The following is a 16,851-nucleotide window of genomic DNA, read 5'->3' on the forward strand; positions in this document are numbered from 1 at the left end:
ACGCCGTGGCGAACTCGCCTATGAAGTACAAACCGATGCAGAACCACTCTACTGGGTCTTCGACTTCCTCAGCATCAGTAAGCCCTACAAGGCCTTCTGGAAACTCCGCTAGCCTCCTTATTGGTCGTTGTTGATATAGATCTCTCTTATACTTTGTACTCTTCTAGTGACTCACCGCAGTGCGGGCAGTATTTGATATCTTGACCGGTTTCTTCGATGAATCGGGATGCGAGGATGCTAGCTGGGAGTGCAAAGAGACCGACTCCGAGTGTGGCGATTCTTGCACCAAGTTCCAAGTAGTGTTATAGGATAGACGTCGGCGTAGCCAACGGTCGTGAGGTGGGCCCCCACTAAAGACCTGTCAGATACGTTGACGTAGAACAGGAGAATTGCCAGTAGATCATTGAGAAGAATGGGTGTAAGCATGAATTTGAGTCGGCTAATGATAGGATGCTCGTATTCTAGATCGGTGGTACAAAAGGCGACTAATGAAGACAAAGCGAATCCTGACATGAGATAGTCCAATTTCCCCCACAGGTGAATTAAGAAATACTTATAAACTATCAATTTTATCCGTATTGATATACATGACCGCAGGTGAACACATGCGGTTGATGTATGAGATAATAATAAGATGGCAACACGAAGATCCGTCCTCGTAAACAGAGGCGCAACCGCAGCAGTCCGAGCCGTTGCAGGCTATACTAACAATGACAATTCGAAGTTCCGTGTCCGACCCTAATAATTCAGATGTCGGAACCTACACAATCAGCAATAGCGACGTCGATTTAAAACATGAGCAAAGCAGAAGAAACCGCAGAACCCACAAACGCAAGTACAGACACACAGACCAACGCAGGCTTCACCAGCCGACTTAAGCCGAACGGCGCGAAAATCGGTATTGTCGCAGCCATATTCAGCATTCTCTGGGGCGCACTTGCTGCATGGGCACTCGCCAACACTGGTCTTGCAGCAGTCGGATTCATTGGTGGAGTTATCGTCGGTTGGTGGGCGCTCGCAAACAACCCAACAGCTAAGCATGTCGCCCGACGCGGACTGTACGTTGCCGCGCCGATCCTTGCACTTGGCCCAACGCTATTCTATGTTCCAACAATCATTGCCCCTGGTGATGGCGCATCTGGAGCAGGCACATTCATCGGCTCAATCATGGGCTTGGTAATCTGGACGATTCCCGCCGTCATCATTGCCGGGATCATGTTTGCCGCCGGCTATTTCATCAGTAGACAGATAGACTAGATCCTGCCTTTCGCTCTGCCCAGACTTGAGTCGAACTGAACAATCTTCGACTCTCTTTGGCGGCCAAGCCCAGAACACGCTCAACCATTTTCTCCATCACGCGATAGCCGTCATTCGTGGACGCACGCCCGTGGTGGGTGACGACTGTCCGATCGCCCGTCCGAACTATCTGAGCACCGCAAGACGGCTCTACCATCGTCTTGATGAGTATGAAGTCTTTCTCGTACCCAGTATGCTTCTCTCGCTGGCATCACATCTACTCCGACTCTGTTCGTTTTTGCCACGCTAATAGGTGAGCGACTGACGTTCGAGGCCGTTGCAATGGGAATTTCAATGGCTGCGTCCTATTACGATTTCAACCTGAGAAGAAGAATTGAACGACGGATTCCGATGCTGTACTCACCCTCTGCAGCATATAATACAATTCAATCAGTCGAGAAACTGCTGCGATACGGTATATGGAAACGTCTGCGAATCATTATTGATTGAACGGAGGCTACCGCCGTGACGAAACAGACCACGCTTACGGGCGACGTACAGACTCGTCTCGTTAACCAGCGGAAGACCGACGAGTATGACGTCGATATCGGGAGAGCCAACGGCGGGGAGAGTCACATGCTGAACACCGACGTCGGCGATGACGGGTGGCTTGGCAATCCCTACAAGACGAGAGACGGGTACTCGCGAGAGGAAGCGGTCGAGAAGTACCGAGAAGCGTTTCACGACAGACTTAACGACGACGAGTTCCGGAACGCTGTCGAAGGGCTCCGTGGCAAGACTCTGGCCTGTTGGTGCACTCCGAAAGCGTGCCACGGGGACGTCATTCTCGAATACCTCCGAAGTTAGCATAATATACTAACCTGCGTGCTCGCCCAAGAGCGACCGAACCGCGAGAAGACGCCTTTTCGACCATCGTCTGGCAGGCTACGTCGCGGGCGTCTACGGCGTCGATCGCGTCGGCGACGTCGGGCCAGTACGGCGTTGGTTCTGCGTCCCTTCTCACCATCTTGCTCTGGCGACGTCGGTCTCGGAGAAGCTTCCGTTCCTGCTCGCGTTCTCGCTTTATCTCGCGCTCGTCGCCTACTCAGGTCTGGAACGCCGCCTTCCAGTCATCGTGGTCAACGACGTAGCCGGCTGGAGCGCCTTTGCTCATCTTTGTCGCTGTCTCGTGAACCTGTTGCGAAGGTTGGTTACAACGATGTAATAATGGGAGTCGACGGTGTCAACACCCTTCTCTTTCGCAGAAACGACGCAGAAAAGGACGCACCACACAGCAGTCGTCCGAACGGTACTACCGTGGTTCACTGGGAATGCGGTGTGGCTCTGCGATGACCAAGTCATCGAATAACTAGCAGTAGATGCTACACTCGTTCGGAGCGGAATGATTGGCTCGACAATTCAATGTCGGAATAGAGATCCGAGTTCGATTTCAGAGTAGTTGACTCCTATTGTCTGAAGTGCATCCCAAAGGGTTGCTTGATTGCTTGTCACAACAGGTTTTCCAAGATCTTGTTCTAATTGGTCGATGATTTCGAATGTTCGATATCCAGTACAGCTGATGAACACCCCATCTGCATCTTCACAATCAATATCTCGGGCTTGTTGGTATGCTATTTCTGGACGGTTAGCGCAAATCTCTTCGTCCGTCTGGCACCCTAACCCGTGTATGTCAAGTAATTCATAGCCTGATTCCTCAAGAAAGTCGACTTCCAACTGGTTGAGCTCCTCAATATATGGTGTTGCAACCGTAATGGAATTCATATTGAGCGTGTCGAACGCACGCTTGATTGACGCTGCCGTTGCAACCGCAGGCACCCCTGCAGCGTTTTCGATCTGTTGTTCGATTTCTGTTTCAAATCCTTCACCTTTGAGCAGACTGCCGGTAGTACAGGAATAGGCGATTACGTCAACGTTAGTTGTTTCAAGCAGTTTTGCGCATCGCTCAATATCATTTGACATCCGCTCTAACGTCTCCGTATCAGCAACCCCGTCTTCGAGCAACATCCGAGAAGCGTGTACAGAGACGCCTTCAGGTGTATGCCGGAAGTATTCGCCCTCACTCGTTCGATCGGACGACGTCACAATGAGTCCAAGCCGATTTCTCCACCCGTACATTATTCGGCTTGCTCCATGTCGATCCCTGTACTTTGAGTATCGCTGCCCCGTCCTTGCCAGAACTCAAGTTTCCACGACGGATTCGAAAGACGATAGAGGCCAACTGTGAGCAGAGGGAGAACGAGTACTGCAGCGAATAAGACAGCCAAGATTGGGTAGATTTGACTGACAAGGCTAATAATCCCCATTCGAGACAGCAATATTGCGCTAAGGAGAATCAGTAGGCCTACTGATCCACGCTGCAGGGATGTGAGGCCGTCTCTCTTCACGAAGAATTGATGATTAGATTCCTTTATGTTTTCGTCAATTCGCTCTGTGATGGAGTGGACAAACCCGACTCCGCTTTCAGTTAGCGTCCATCCGATTGCTAGTCCATAGAGAACTAATAGAATAGGCGGGTCAAGCATCGCTAACCACGGAACAGAAGCCCCCATCACGTTCTCGTTGGGATAGTAAGCCAGAAGCGATAGATATGATAACACTAGTGGGATAGCAAGCATAACCGCACTCAGTACACCTGAAATAACTGCCTCTGAGCGGCTTTCCATCCGGTCGATTAAGAATAACGGTGGAATAAAGCCGATCAGCGAGTATCCAGCATAGATCAACGCAGATTTGATGGCAGCAAATAACTTTGGATCATCGACATATGCTGTACTTCCACTTGATAGGACATTGAGCGCCTCCCCACCGTTATTGACAAGGACGTATCCGAACATTGTAACGTATACTGCGTAAATAAACGTCGTGCCATAGACACTGAACCGCTCAATTGCCCCGCGCCCGAAGTAAAGGACAAAGAAGATGAATCCGATGAGAAGGACGTTTGCTGCAAACAACGGAACACCAAGGATCTGATTCATTAGGTTGCCTCCCGCAGAGGCAACGACTGCAATGATGACAATAGCCAATAATATATAGACGAACTCGAATATGGGCCAGCCATGCCAAATGAGATTCTTCATGAGCGATTTGTAATCATATAAGTTAAATTGTCTCGAAAATTCGTAAATCAAGGCGCCACAGATAGCGAGAGCAGTAACGTAGGTGAGTATCGAAACACTTCCGAGTGCACCATATTTTGCTACATACTCCACTACCTCTCGGCCTGTCGAAAACCCTCCTCCAATACTTACCGATTGGAAGACGATTGCTGGGATGATGATTCGCCCAATCCGTGACTCAGTGAGCCGTGCGAACATACTCCATAACAGGGTTGGCTAAGATATTAAAGTTTTTATCCGCAATTTATGAAAATCCTACGGGTTAATAGCCAATCCAGTTTAGTTCTATAGAACCACTAAATACTAATCTCCTTTGTTCCGTCAAACTTCCATTAGATAAGAAGACTCGTTTATAAATCAGATGTGGAAATTACTGCCCCTCTCGAGAATTCTCATATAATAGTTTCTCTCTGCAAAACGCTACGCAACTTCTGTATGAGGACAGTAACGAACGTCAGTGAGAAGACTGCGCTAAGAATGGATTCTAAGTTAATACTGTCCGCTATTTAACTGAGTCCGAGTATAGCGAACCTATTAGTGGGGGTCTATGTTATCCATGACCATGGGAAAGCAGAATAAGAAAACCTCTTCATCAATATCTACCACTGAAACTTCCTTAGCAATTGTAGAGATCATCCGTAGCCATGATGGGATTCGATTAAGGCAAATCACTGAGGAACTCGATCTCTCAAAAAGCACCGTACACGCCCACTTAACTACACTAAGAAACAAACGATATGTCGTTAAAGAAGGCGAATTTTACCATTTAGGGCTCAAATTCTTTGAATTGGGTGAATATGTTATCTCTCGCAAAGATATCTATGAAATCGCTGAGCAAGAGATTAGTAATCTTAATGACCGAACAGATAGAATAGCTGACTTTAGTGTGGAGGAACACGGGCGAGTAATTTCACTCTATAGTGAACTCTACAATGCAGAATCTACATTTCTTAGTGATCGGCGTACTTTTTATATGCATAACACCGCATCTGGAAAGGCTATCCTTGCTGAATTTCCACAACCACAAGTTGAGAAAATAATTGACCGGTGGGGACTTCCCTGTGAAACCAAACATTCGATCTCAACTCGAGATGAACTCGTCGCGGAACTTAAAGAGACACGTGAGCGGGGATATGCCATTAATGATGAGGAAGCCGTCACTGGCCTCTATTCCGTCGCAAAACCAGTTCTGCACCCCGATGGTCGCGTCTGTGGAGCAGTTAGCTTGGATAGTCCTAAATACCGAGTAAACAAGGAATCCATCGACGATTTTACCTCACAACTCGGCCAGACAGTACAGAATATCGAACAGAAACTCACTAACTGTCCTACTTCGATCTAACCGCCATTTGCCAATTTAATACTACTCGCGAACTCCCGACGACTGCGAGCCATCAAATAGACTCACCACTCCATCCACCTCGCTAACGACAGTGAGATATACTCATCGCTGACTTGCGGCCTATCTGCTCGGCTGGCAGCCGAAAGCTATCGATCTCGCCGCGACCCCAGCGTGATCAATGAAATTCGTTCGACGCAATATCGGCAATTAAATCGATGTGAAAACGAGAGCACTGCCGCTACAGACGGGATGGTAGCCACCGCCGCTGCGCGGACTATCGGAGTTCATTGATACTACTGGGGGCGTGATGGTCTTCGACGCGAGTTCGATGGTAGTCACCGACGTTACTCTCGTATTGCTCATAGATGCGCTCGGCGAGCAGCAGGAGCTGATGGCATGCGTCGTTTGCCTCGTCTCCCACGTCGAGATCGAGCAAGTGCAACTCTATGTCGTGGCGATCGAGCGCCACCCGGTGAGTCGTCATGGCATACTTCAGGAGTGCGCCGAGACTGCGATGCCACTCTTGGTCCGGCATCTGCGTGTCGATTGCCTGCTCCCACTTCGTGTGCGAGAAGACCGCAGGCACGGTCTAAGCGAGCGACGCAAGCGGGTCCTCCAGGATCCCCTCAACCGCGCTCACGTAGTGGGCTTTCGAGACAAAGAAGAAGATATCTTTGTCTGGTGCTATACCCGTAGTAAGCTATTTGTTGTATAGTCCTGTGATATAGTGTCTATGATAGAGAGTGTGTATCACTGGCTCGATAACCATGAAGATGAAATGATTGACTTTGTCGAGGAGTATATTTCCTATCGTTCTCCGACAGAGGAGGAAGAGGAAGTGCAACGAGAGTTTATCGAACCGTTCTTCCGGGACAAAATGGGCTGGGATGACGTCGAGATTGTCGATGTAACTGATGAACACGATCGTCCAAACGTCAACGGACGGCTCGAAGGGACAGATGACGGTGACGGTCGTAACCTGTTGTTCAACGGTCATTCTGACATTGTAGACGTTTCTCCGGAAGCTGAAGAGGGGTGGTCGAAGGATCCGTGGAATTCCGTTATTGAGGACGGCAAACTGTATGGTCGTGGATCCAACGATATGAAGGGTCCAAACACTGCAATGATATGGGCTGCTAAGGCCGTAATGGAGTCAGATGTCGAACTGAGCGGCGATCTTCTGATGAGTATTGTTGTTGGAGAAGAACTAGATCAGCAGGAATTTGGATCAATCGCGGCCACAGATGCTCATCTTGCGAACGTTGATGAGATTCCAATCTGCGTCAACGTTGAACCGACAAATAATGAAATTCATACGAAAAGCTCGGCAACATTTGACTTCACTATTGAAATACAGGGCAAAGACATCCACACCTCCCAGAAAAACCTCACACAGTATCCTCAGCGACATGGTATTCCACAAGGTCAAGACGTCGGTGTTGATGCCGCCGAAATCATGACACAGATCCTGCAACGATTCCGCGATCTGGAGCACGAATGGAACATGCGATATCAGGATGAGATCTACGGTGGTGGCGGTAAACCCCGGTCAGATGTGCAGGGTGTCGGGCCAATTGGTATTAACTGCACGATTATGGAAGCCGGCGATTATATTGCTGCAATTCCTGGCAATGCAAAGATAGAGGGGCATGTCTTCTATCCTCCGTTCGTTGAAGATGAGGATCTCTGGGCAGAAATGCAGGATGCCGTTGAAGGGCTCGCAACAACCAATGACTGGCTAAAAGAAAACCCGCCGACTATGAGATGGAAGGACGTGTTTGACTGGCCTGCATTTGATGTCTCGCCAGATCACCCCGGCTGTCAAGCGCTTGGTGACTCCTATGAGGAAGTTACCGGAGATACGCCAATTTACTCCGGATTCAAAGCTGTTGCCGACAATGGGTATATCCAGCGCGATTGTGGTGTAGATACTATTAGCATGGGCCCTGGCGATATTTCAATGGGTGCTCATGGACCCGACGAGTATCTGCCCCTTGATCAATTCATGACGGCTGCAAAAACGTACGCTACCATGATACTCAGATGGTGTACGTAGCTAATCTACCTGGTTCTCATAATGTTCTCCAGGCTGAGCCAGTAGCGCTGGAGGTAAGCTTTCACCCCCCCCTCTCCTTCGCAGAAAAGACGCAGCCCACAGTAGTCGTCCGAACGATACCACCATGGTTCACCGGGAATGCGGTGTGGATCTCGTGCGGTGGTGTCGCCGCACGGGGGTTCGGGGAACCCCCGTGATTACGCTGTTGTAACGACGCCTCTCGTGGTTAGTTTCCTCTCATGCTTGCTTCGTGTGCTCGCATCCAGCCGGCGAGATCGGGGTCAGCGAACGAGATCTCGATATGCCGACCACCGACACCCATCGCGTCGTCCGCCAACACCGTCCGACTCTCCTTGTAGGTCACGCCGGGAACGCGCTCGGCCATTTCCTCCATCACACGATAGCCGTCGTTCGTGTACGCACACCAGTGGGCGGCGACCGTCCGATAATCCAGCCGCGCTATCATCGCGTCATTCTCCTCCGCGATCTTTTGCCCGGCTTCCAGTACGTCGAGATAATTTGCTTCGACCTGCTGGGATTCGGCGCGCTGCTTGCGAAAGTTCACCAGTGCCGTATTCTGCTCGGAGCGCTCAACAGTATCGACGAGTTGGCGGCCTGCGTTCGCTGCTTCTGCCACGAGAGTCGACAACGCATCACTAGTACTACACGTATTAGCCGTACTAGCTGTATTCTCGTATACCGGGATAAGAACAGCCTCTCGTCTACTCCCAAAACGACTGGATACGCTCACTCAACTCCGACACCACACGCGAGATCACCTCCCGCCAATCACTCACGAACACCATATCCTCACCAGGCGTCGCCGCATCCGGCGGCGGATGAAAATGCTCCCGGTCGTTGTGACTGTTCGGATGCCTATCCCACCGACACTCCCACGACTCCCCATCCCGATACTGCTCCGAATAATGCACGCTGAAATCATCCGTCTCAAACCAGCGAATACGCAGATACGCACGCTCCACACCCGCCGGAAAATACCCCACATCAAAATCAGCCACCACCGCATTCGGTGCATACGCAGGCCGATACTCAACACTCGAGAACCGAGCACTCCCACGCAACCGCCGACCAATCCGCTCTAAAATATCACTATCGATACCGCCAACGCCATCTGAATCTCCCTCAGGCATTGACTCTCCCAGCACGCCCACCCGACAGCTCATCACGACGCGCCGCATCTAACAACGCCGCCCGTTCCTCAAGCGTCTTCCAGTTAGACACCGCCTCCCAAATATCCTCAATCCCGCCCTCACGACTCGCATCCACGAGCGACACTTCATCAGGAGACTCCGCATCAAACTGTTCACGATACTCTCCAGCTGCATCAAGCGTGGCTTTGAGCCGCTCGACAATCTCACTCTCCGAATACTGTTCGCGGATCTGCTCGACTCTACGCCACTTCAGATACGAATCATTCCGCTTGTAGCGTACAGGCCGACCCGGCAACTCACGAACCATCCCCATCTCCGTAAACCACTTCAGATAATCACGCGCCGTCTCTGTGTCACAATTCGCACGCTCAGCTATTTCTGACACCTTCGTCGGCTCCTGCAACTGCATCACGACATCAAGCATCCGCTCTCTCGTCGCCCCACCCTTCAGCAACTCCTCCGGAGACTCCCACGCATCGAAATCAGGTGGTTCCTCATCCTTACCGGGCATCTCGTCAGGCGTATCGGTCATGTCCATACACGTACTAACGGCGCCATCTGCCATATATCTACCGTACACAGAATTATTTCAGCAACCCGGTTTCGACCGCCCATAACTCTCTACGAGCACTAACTCCACAGAGAACCGAAACCGCCAGCCAATCTCGAACAAAATCTCCCCGACAAAACTCAAACACCTCCAAACCACTCACGGCTACACCCTTACTAACCTTTATTTCCACTCCTGTACCCACTTCCGTATTGTGGTGTGGTTCTCGTGCGGTGGTGTCGCCGCAGACAGGGGTTCACCGAACCCTCGTGGTTACACTGTTGTAACGCTTCCTCTCGTAGTTAGTTCCCTCCCGTGTTGGCGTTGTGTGCTCGCATCCAGCCGGCGAGATCAGGATCAGCGACCGAGATCTCGATATGCCGGCCACCGACACCCATCGCGTCGTCCGCCAACACCGTCCGACTCTCCTTGTAGTTCACCCCGGGGACGCGGTCGGCCATTTCCCCCATCACGCGATAGCCATCGTTCTTGTACGCACACCCGTAGTGGGCGGCGACCGTCCGATAATCCAGCCGCGCAATCATCGCATCATTCTCCTCCGCGATCTTCGTCTCGGCTTCCAGCACGTCGAGATACTTTGCTTCGACCTGCTGGGATTCGGCGCGCTGCTCGCGGAAGTTCACCAGTTCCGTGTTCTGTTCGGACCGCTCGACAGTATCGAAGCGTTGGCGGTCTGCGTTCGCTGCTTCTGCCACGAAATTTTCCGTCTCATCATCAACGCCTTCCGTACTATCATAGTCGCGGACGAGGTTGATGATCCGCGATACAGACGCCCGCTTGCGGGCGTTCCGCTGGATCAATGATTATTTCGAAACCATCTGATTGTGCAAAATGTGACCAAAATGAGTTCCGAAATCTCGGCAGTTGTTAATCCTGTATCCTTATCGTTCGTTTTCTACTGATACAGTTTCTAACGCGTCGAAACGTTGATCACTGTTCTGTCCGCGCACAGTCCATCCGTCCAGACGCGATTCGAAAGCGAATCCAAATTGAGTTGGCAGTGCCAAGAAGAAGCTTCTATCACGCCTCTAACAGTATAGAGAGGATAGTAGTCTGGAGGTAGCCGAATAACCAATAGTCCTGTATCTGATACTATACTGGCGGATTAGCAGGGTTCGACTTTCCAGGTGGTTGACCGGGCGCGACCCCATTTCTCGATGTCCAACTCGTCTGATTCCTCTACAAGCTTGGGAAGTCGCGCACCGACTTGTTTAGAGGAAAGATCGAGATGATCTGCGATGTTTTTAGCGCGGAAGTATCGTTCGCCTTTGGCAACGCTATCGCTCAGAAACTGTAAGATGCGTTGTTCATCCTTGGTAGAGTCCGTCATTAGTAATAAAATTGTACTGGCTTACGCTACTAATCCTTTGTTGACCGCTAGTCTACGGAGTTAACTTGAATTTAGCGTACGGTACCTACCCAAGGACCTATGGCTCTGAGAGCTGTCCCGACAAACTGGCCATACTGTCAATTCTTATAGGTCATTCATTATCTTTCCCTTCAGTCAACTGTTTTCAGGGGAGTCCCTTTGGCGAGGCGGGCCGAGTTCGCTCCAAGTTTCCGCGCAAGCTCAGGGGTGAGATCGGAAACGTTGAACAGAGGGTTCTACGAGGAACGTAATCTCTACTAGAATTCATACCTCTATTTTCTTTATTGCCATTATTTTCGGAGCGTCGTCGCGCCCACACGCGATTCGTCAATTTCGAGCTCGTCCGACCACAGTCCGCCATCGACTAGATCGGCGAATCCGTCGTCAGTGAGAGAACGAAGAGCAGCGGGAGTTATCCATCAGCATCGGCGTCGGCATCCGCGCCGTCGGCGTCTGCGTCAGCATCGGCACCATCTGAATCGGTATCGCCGTCGTCGCTGTCTGAATCGCTGTCACTATCGTCGCTATCAGAGTCACTGTCACCGTCGTCGGTATCGGAATCAGTGTCGGAATCACTGTCTGGCTGCGTTTCCGAATCGGCGTGAGCAGGGCTCTCATCCGGCGAAGACGGTGTTTTCCCGAACTCAGCGCCGAGACTATAGAGGATGATCGGCGGACAGACATACGAGGCAAGTGCCAGCACCACGAAGAGGTGATCGACAAAGATGAGCAGCCCAAATGCAGTGAGTGCCGCCGCTGACGCTGCATGGATTGCGGTGTGAGTGTATCCACGGTAATACTCCCACAGCCCGTGCAGCCACCGGGTTGCGCCTGATGCTGACGTCCGTCTCATTGCTGTCAAAGCCATACGTACGGTTCGAGATGCACAACAAAGAATCCTTATTCAGCCGCTAGTGATAGGTCTACGGTCTGCACTAACCCTTGGAGAATTCTCCCAAAGGGTAATCACTGAAGCGGCAGCTCGACATGCATCTAGACGACCTCTATACTGGTCGCTCACATCTGATAGAAATCAGCGTTATATGGCCTGTTGACGTATATTTAGCTGGATTGAGTCGAGGGCGAAGACGCAATCGCGGCCCCACCTTTGCTATCAACTCCCCTAGAGCGACAGCTATTCCTCGTGAATCCAGATTACACGCCGGGCTTCGGGCTTCTTTTTGCGAATCTTTCCCTCGTCGGCGAGGCCGTCTAAGACGTTAAAGGCCGACCGGCGCGGCCAGTCGAGTGCATCTGCAATTTCGCTTGTCATGTAGGGTTCAAGCGGCTCCATGACCTCCAACACGTCCTCGGGCTTGCGTTCTTGGACAAACTCGCCCCCTTCATCTCGCTCTCTCTCATCGTCTTCGGGCATATTCAGCAATACGAGTCCCATCCACATATAACCTTGGCCCTATAAGGTAACCGTTGGTTTTATCACCTTAGCCCTACTAGGCAAATGTGAGAAGGCCGCTCCCCTCGGGAGAATCAGAATTTCCCCGCGCTACTGACGACATGCGCGAGCGCACACCGATCGTCCGCTGAAAAACGGCCTTGTTCGACGTGTTCGGAATCGAGATCGGGGAAGAAGTCTTTCCTAATGAGCGATTCGCTAGATAAAAGCGACCGCCGAAAATAGCTGAGCTATGACGTGGCAGGAGCAATGGCCGGGCACTCCATACGAATCAGATAGCAACCCGAGGGAAGAGACGTCCGGACGATTTCGAGTTGCACTCAAGCCGTCCGCTTGTGCGGCCTCCACCGAGATCGCCACCCTCCGCGATAAATTCGGCGAAATTCATACGTACGAGTCGCGAACCACGGCAGAACAGGAACTTCTCGACGACACTGACTGTTCTGGACTCCGCTTCCAACAGCCTGCTCCGAACGACTCGACAGATGTCGACCGGTATCTCGTGAAGGTTCGAGACCCAGAACTGGAGCCGGCTGAGCGTGGTTCGCCAGACGACGGCTGGACGTTCAACATGCGAGCCCAGCAGGTTGGCGCACTCACAGAGACACTGTTCACTGCGTACAGTTGGAATCCACCACCAATCGTCTCATACGCCGCCAAGGATCTCAGCCTCGAACCCGAGGACTTCCAGGTTGCAGTGAACGCATCACCGGAGAGCATCAGCCACTCCGGACTCGAACGTAGTGACGGACGGTGGGTGCCAGATTGCGAGTTTATCGTCCATCGGCGAACGTCATCGCCGTCTAAGGACAACAGTGGGCCAGTGCTCAAACGCTATCTCGCCGAAATCAAGCATGGATCAACAAGCTTCGAACGCCACCAGCGACAGCAAATGACTCGAATCGTCGATGAGGCAGGCGATGATCTTGCTGTTCTCCTCATCCGAGTCAAACTCCAGGGAACCCCACAATCATACGACCTAACGATCCAGACTCCATCGGCACTCTCTAGTGAGAACCAGTTTTCGTAATCGACTCCGATCTCACTCGCTGACTCATACTGGGAGTATTGCTGCTGGGTTTGAGGAAGGAGTTACCGCTTAGAGTGACTCACAGGCGATACCGTCGTCGTCGCCATCAAGCCGGTGAAGATCACCCGGCGTACTATCGAGCACAGCTTGTGCTTGGGTGTCGAAGCTACTACAGTCGTAATCGCCGTCCGATGGTGGCGGCGGTACGTCTACTCCTTCATCTCCATCGGAGGGTGTCTCCGGTGTATCAGTTGTCGGTGTGGGGGTTTACGTAGGTTGCTCGAAGTCCCACAGCCTGACATTGTCTTGCTGTGCTTGCGCTTCAGCATCCTCGAAGGTGTTCCGCTTCGAGAACGAACTCTCATACAGTCGGGCATACCCGTCAGTCAGCAGCCGCTTGTTGAAGTTCTCGCCATCAACAATATAGCGTGTACCCTGACTAGTATGGGATACTAACTACAAACAATCCTCGAGAAGCCTCTCTTACATAGGTGTCCGAAACCCGTTGTAGAAGCCTTGAGAGAGTATTGTATCTCCAGAATGGTCTACTATCTGTGTTTACTCATCAGACGTTGAGAGGCCACTAATGTATTCTGCAACTGTTTCCTCATTTACTATCTCGTACTGGTTTGAATCGGTGTCGATGGTTGCAAATCTGACGTTTGTTGCTAACAATTCATCATCGGTCACGCTTTTAAGAGCCTGAAGAACTGCGCGAATGCCATCATCAAGCGATAGATCGGTCCTATACTGCTCTTCGAGAGCGGCTTGCAGTTCATCACTATTCGAACCGATTGCAGTTGCCTTCCATTCGGACGCTGTCCCTGCCGGAGTTACTTCAAATAGTCTCGGTTCGCCCTCGTCAAGTCCACCAATAAGAAGACCGACACCAAATGGCCGTGTGCCACCTTTCTGCGTATATTCCTGAATATCATCACAAACTGCATTGGTGAGCGTATCGACATCAATTAGTTGATCATAGCGCCATTGCTCAACTTGTGCATGCTGACGTGCTTTGTCTATTAGTTGGCGAGCGTCACCGGCATGGCCCGCAGATGCAATACCGATATTCTTGTCGGTCTTATGGAGCTTTTCGACCGACGATGATTCCATCAGCGGTGATCGGGGATTGATTTCGGCTGCGAGCACTACACCATCGCTCGTCCGAATGCCGATACTGGCACTGCCCCGTTTGACAGCTTCGCGAGCGTATTCAACTTGGTAGAGTCGACCGTCCGGGGAGAAAATTGACGTGCCTCGATCGTATGCCTGCTGTTGATTTTGTCCTTCCATATTGTTGTATAGAGCGCTCGGCTCTCGTTACTGCCCATTGGAGTGGATTTGTAAAGGAGTTTTGTTGGCCTGTCGAGAAGTATGACGAAAAACGGCCCTTCTTTTTGCACTCCTGACCACCCGTCGCGCCACCGTTGCGAGGTGCCTGTCACCCGACCGGTGGACAGTCGGCCTGCATCGGTCAGGCTGACAGATCGCCTGTTCACAGAAAAGAAGACACCCACATTTCCGGAGTAGAACGGCCGATTCCCGTTGTTCTCACACTCCTACGGTACGTTACGGTCTGCAGGTGGTGCCGTCCGCTTCACGCAGTAGCGCTCTCACTGACAGTCCCCAGGAAACCTGTCGTGGTGACAGTCGCCCATGCTGCTACTGGCAGTGATGGAGTGGCGTGACAGTTGGACAGTCCTTGTTGTTACTGGATATCCAGTTATTCACCGACAGGATGGATAGTCAATCTGGACGGCGTGACCGGCGTCTGAATGGCGTGCGCCTGCCCCCATTACGTGCACCGCCATGCTCACTACAAGCACATGGCCGCCGTCGAAGGCGCGGTCGCCGACGGGTCGCTTGACGCCTTCCCCGCTGACGACGATGAGAGCGACGACGATGCTAGGACACGCGTCATTGGCCCGCACGTCGGCCACGACAAACACGGCCATTTCGATCACCGCTATTGGCGCTGCGAGCACTGCGGGACTGAAACCACTGACAAACGCGCGCTCGACGCCTGCTGCTAACCGCCTCTCTTCCTGTTTTATGACTCGCCAACAGACGCTTCCGGAAGTCGCCGAACAGCGTACGCTCACCGACAGCATCGCCGAGACGCCCGACGACTGCAACGCCGCCGATAGCGTGCCGGAAACGCAGGCGGCCCTGCTCGACCAAGCACGAGTGCACGTTGTCGGTGACGTTAGTATTGACTACTAACAAGCAGCCGTGAGTAAGCGCACTGAGCGGCGGCAGGTCACAGCACGTAATTGCTCTCCAGGCTGGCGACAACTGTTGAAACCGTTCCCGAAACGAAACGACGCTAGGAGTCTAATACCTCCCTCTGTCTTGGATGAATTGCATCAGGCGGTCCTGTCGATGCCTGGTGACTCACATTGGCATGGCCGTGCAGATGCAGATGCGGGAGTATAACTACCTACCCATCTGCCTGCGCTCACCGCATCGCCACCTCCTTCCATCCACAGACAACGTGGCAACTGACGTCGATAACCCACAAATTACCGTGGCGATGCCCTGCGTAGACATACTGCAGTCACACACGACCCCGTATGATCGATGTGAAAACGGAGCGCTCCAACTGACTATTCATACTCAATAGCTACAAACGGAGCAGCTGGCGCTGCTGAGAGCTATGCTGCAGTCGCTTGCTCTGCCAGCGCATCAACATCCTCCAGATCGTCCGGCTCTAACAGTAGTCGAAGCCGTGGCCGCCCAACCTCGATCGGGACTTTCTCCGTGCCGATCAGCCCCCGATCTTCAATACGAGTCTTGGTCCGTGAGAACGTTGCTTTACTCGCCAGCCCAACATCCTCACCCCAGCGACTGATATCGTAGAGGAGTAGTTCGTTGTTCGCACCCACCAGCAATGCAATCGTTACCTCATCCAGCTCGTCATCCTCACCAGGAACAGTCGCCATCGCCTCCAGCATCGTCATAAAGTCGTCTTCGACCTCTTCGTCAAACACCTCACTGAGCGTGTCTCGAACACGAGACAGTGGTGGCGTTCGCAGGCTAAATTCCTCACCCTCATCCCAGTCGTCGTCAAACGCTGATTGCACCGTCTCGACGAACTTCTCGTCCGTCGACGTCAAGCCACTCAGTCCCTCGTCGACTGGCACGACTGTCATCATCTGCTCGTCACTGACGAACAGCGAACTCCGCGCGATATCAGTTGTCGTCCGCAGCGACAATGTGTCTTGGTCGATCAAGTCCGCCACTTGGCTGGCCAGAATGAAATCCCCGACCGCCGTTTTAAGCACATCCGGAGTTGCAAGCACTTGCAGCGTCGGCAACTCCTCGTCGAACTCGAATGCCGTCTCCATCGCTGTTCGAAATACTTCTAGCGAGGGATTCACCACAAGCACTGTATCGGCATCGCCGAACAACGATTTGAGTGTTTCGTCGAAGTTCGTATCAAGGCTCACAGCTTCTGTTGACATACCCGTTCTACGACGACCCACGATTCCTTTGTTCTAGACCCATTACCAACCGCAATC

Annotated in this window: 20 protein-coding genes; 7 read left to right on the forward strand and 13 right to left on the reverse strand. The window is 52.0% G+C overall.

Annotation, left to right across the window (positions count from 1 at the left end):
• Positions 1-795 precede the first annotated feature (795 nt).
• Together ACRYA2_RS17455 and ACRYA2_RS17460 are read left to right on the forward strand one after the other, a co-directional pair.
• Positions 796-1,257, forward strand: coding sequence for a hypothetical protein (locus tag ACRYA2_RS17455; RefSeq protein WP_433630946.1), 462 nt, complete (start codon positions 796-798; stop codon positions 1,255-1,257).
• Positions 1,258-1,761: 504 nt separating this feature from the next.
• Complete coding sequence (locus ACRYA2_RS17460; RefSeq protein ID WP_433630949.1) at positions 1,762-2,103, forward strand: DUF4326 domain-containing protein; 342 nt, start codon at positions 1,762-1,764, stop codon at positions 2,101-2,103.
• A gap of 552 nt (positions 2,104-2,655) precedes the next feature.
• Here ACRYA2_RS17460 and ACRYA2_RS17465 read toward each other — a convergent pair.
• Both ACRYA2_RS17465 and ACRYA2_RS17470 read right to left on the reverse strand, forming a co-directional pair.
• Positions 2,656-3,261, reverse strand: coding sequence for a maleate cis-trans isomerase family protein (locus tag ACRYA2_RS17465; RefSeq protein ID WP_433630952.1), 606 nt, complete (start codon positions 3,259-3,261; stop codon positions 2,656-2,658).
• A gap of 110 nt (positions 3,262-3,371) precedes the next feature.
• The gene (locus ACRYA2_RS17470; protein ID WP_433630955.1) at positions 3,372-4,574 is read right to left on the reverse strand and encodes a YkvI family membrane protein; all 1,203 of its coding nucleotides are present in this window, start codon (positions 4,572-4,574) and stop codon (positions 3,372-3,374) included.
• A 364-nt stretch (positions 4,575-4,938) separates the two neighbouring features.
• Here ACRYA2_RS17470 and ACRYA2_RS17475 point away from each other — a divergent pair, with 364 nt between their 5' ends.
• Positions 4,939-5,718, forward strand: a complete 780-nt coding sequence (locus ACRYA2_RS17475) for an IclR family transcriptional regulator (RefSeq protein ID WP_433630958.1) — start codon at positions 4,939-4,941, stop codon at positions 5,716-5,718.
• Between the two features lie 274 nt (positions 5,719-5,992).
• Here the strand turns inward: ACRYA2_RS17475 and ACRYA2_RS17480 are convergent, their stop codons facing one another.
• Positions 5,993-6,304, reverse strand: coding sequence for a hypothetical protein (locus tag ACRYA2_RS17480; protein ID WP_433630961.1), 312 nt, complete (start codon positions 6,302-6,304; stop codon positions 5,993-5,995).
• 147 nt (positions 6,305-6,451) lie between these two features.
• On the opposite strand from ACRYA2_RS17480, the gene ACRYA2_RS17485 reads away from it, so the two are divergent.
• Positions 6,452-7,774 carry a M20 family metallopeptidase gene (locus tag ACRYA2_RS17485; protein WP_433630964.1) on the forward strand — a complete coding sequence of 441 codons (1,323 nt, stop codon included), beginning with the start codon at positions 6,452-6,454 and terminating at the stop codon, positions 7,772-7,774.
• A 226-nt stretch (positions 7,775-8,000) separates the two neighbouring features.
• Here ACRYA2_RS17485 and ACRYA2_RS17490 read toward each other — a convergent pair whose 3' ends face one another.
• The 7 genes from ACRYA2_RS17490 to ACRYA2_RS17520 all read right to left on the reverse strand — a co-directional run bounded on the left by ACRYA2_RS17490 (position 8,001) and on the right by ACRYA2_RS17520 (position 12,261).
• Positions 8,001-8,411, reverse strand: a complete 411-nt coding sequence (locus ACRYA2_RS17490) for a hypothetical protein (RefSeq protein ID WP_433630967.1) — start codon at positions 8,409-8,411, stop codon at positions 8,001-8,003.
• 85 nt (positions 8,412-8,496) lie between these two features.
• Complete coding sequence (locus ACRYA2_RS17495) at positions 8,497-8,925, reverse strand: toxin-antitoxin system TumE family protein (protein WP_433630970.1); 429 nt, start codon at positions 8,923-8,925, stop codon at positions 8,497-8,499.
• Positions 8,918-9,484 carry a DUF7342 family protein gene (locus tag ACRYA2_RS17500; RefSeq protein ID WP_433630973.1) on the reverse strand — a complete coding sequence of 189 codons (567 nt, stop codon included), beginning with the start codon at positions 9,482-9,484 and terminating at the stop codon, positions 8,918-8,920. Before ACRYA2_RS17500 ends, ACRYA2_RS17495 begins: the two co-directional genes overlap by 8 nt.
• 314 nt (positions 9,485-9,798) lie before the next feature.
• A complete protein-coding gene (locus tag ACRYA2_RS17505) occupies positions 9,799-10,212 on the reverse strand; it encodes a hypothetical protein (protein WP_433630976.1) in 414 nt (137 codons plus the stop codon).
• A 410-nt stretch (positions 10,213-10,622) separates the two neighbouring features.
• Positions 10,623-10,847, reverse strand: coding sequence for a DUF7123 family protein (locus ACRYA2_RS17510; RefSeq protein ID WP_433630979.1), 225 nt, complete (start codon positions 10,845-10,847; stop codon positions 10,623-10,625).
• A 451-nt stretch (positions 10,848-11,298) separates the two neighbouring features.
• Positions 11,299-11,754 (reverse strand): hypothetical protein, encoded by a 456-nt coding sequence (locus ACRYA2_RS17515; RefSeq protein WP_433630982.1) that lies wholly within the window; start codon positions 11,752-11,754, stop codon positions 11,299-11,301.
• Between the two features lie 267 nt (positions 11,755-12,021).
• A complete protein-coding gene (locus ACRYA2_RS17520; protein ID WP_433630984.1) occupies positions 12,022-12,261 on the reverse strand; it encodes a hypothetical protein in 240 nt (79 codons plus the stop codon).
• A gap of 271 nt (positions 12,262-12,532) precedes the next feature.
• On the opposite strand from ACRYA2_RS17520, the gene ACRYA2_RS17525 reads away from it, so the two are divergent.
• The gene (locus tag ACRYA2_RS17525; protein ID WP_433630987.1) at positions 12,533-13,330 is read left to right on the forward strand and encodes a DUF8081 domain-containing protein; all 798 of its coding nucleotides are present in this window, start codon (positions 12,533-12,535) and stop codon (positions 13,328-13,330) included.
• A gap of 267 nt (positions 13,331-13,597) precedes the next feature.
• On the opposite strand, the gene ACRYA2_RS17530 is transcribed toward ACRYA2_RS17525, so the two are convergent.
• Both ACRYA2_RS17530 and psmA read right to left on the reverse strand, forming a co-directional pair.
• A complete protein-coding gene (locus ACRYA2_RS17530; RefSeq protein ID WP_433631284.1) occupies positions 13,598-13,753 on the reverse strand; it encodes a thermonuclease family protein in 156 nt (51 codons plus the stop codon).
• A gap of 135 nt (positions 13,754-13,888) precedes the next feature.
• Positions 13,889-14,623 carry an archaeal proteasome endopeptidase complex subunit alpha gene (psmA, locus tag ACRYA2_RS17535; protein ID WP_433630990.1) on the reverse strand — a complete coding sequence of 245 codons (735 nt, stop codon included), beginning with the start codon at positions 14,621-14,623 and terminating at the stop codon, positions 13,889-13,891.
• Positions 14,624-15,156: 533 nt separating this feature from the next.
• Here psmA and ACRYA2_RS17540 point away from each other — a divergent pair.
• Both ACRYA2_RS17540 and ACRYA2_RS17545 read left to right on the forward strand, forming a co-directional pair.
• Positions 15,157-15,363 carry a DUF8118 domain-containing protein gene (locus ACRYA2_RS17540; protein ID WP_433630993.1) on the forward strand — a complete coding sequence of 69 codons (207 nt, stop codon included), beginning with the start codon at positions 15,157-15,159 and terminating at the stop codon, positions 15,361-15,363.
• Between the two features lie 19 nt (positions 15,364-15,382).
• A complete protein-coding gene (locus tag ACRYA2_RS17545; RefSeq protein ID WP_433630996.1) occupies positions 15,383-15,553 on the forward strand; it encodes a hypothetical protein in 171 nt (56 codons plus the stop codon).
• Positions 15,554-15,984: 431 nt separating this feature from the next.
• Here the strand turns inward: ACRYA2_RS17545 and tbsP are convergent, their stop codons facing one another.
• Positions 15,985-16,794: a transcriptional regulator TbsP gene (gene tbsP / locus ACRYA2_RS17550; RefSeq protein ID WP_433630999.1), complete on the reverse strand. Its 810-nt coding sequence runs from the start codon at positions 16,792-16,794 to the stop codon at positions 15,985-15,987.
• Between the last annotated feature and the right edge of the window lie 57 nt (positions 16,795-16,851).

The organism is Halomicrococcus pelagicus, assembly GCF_050954125.1.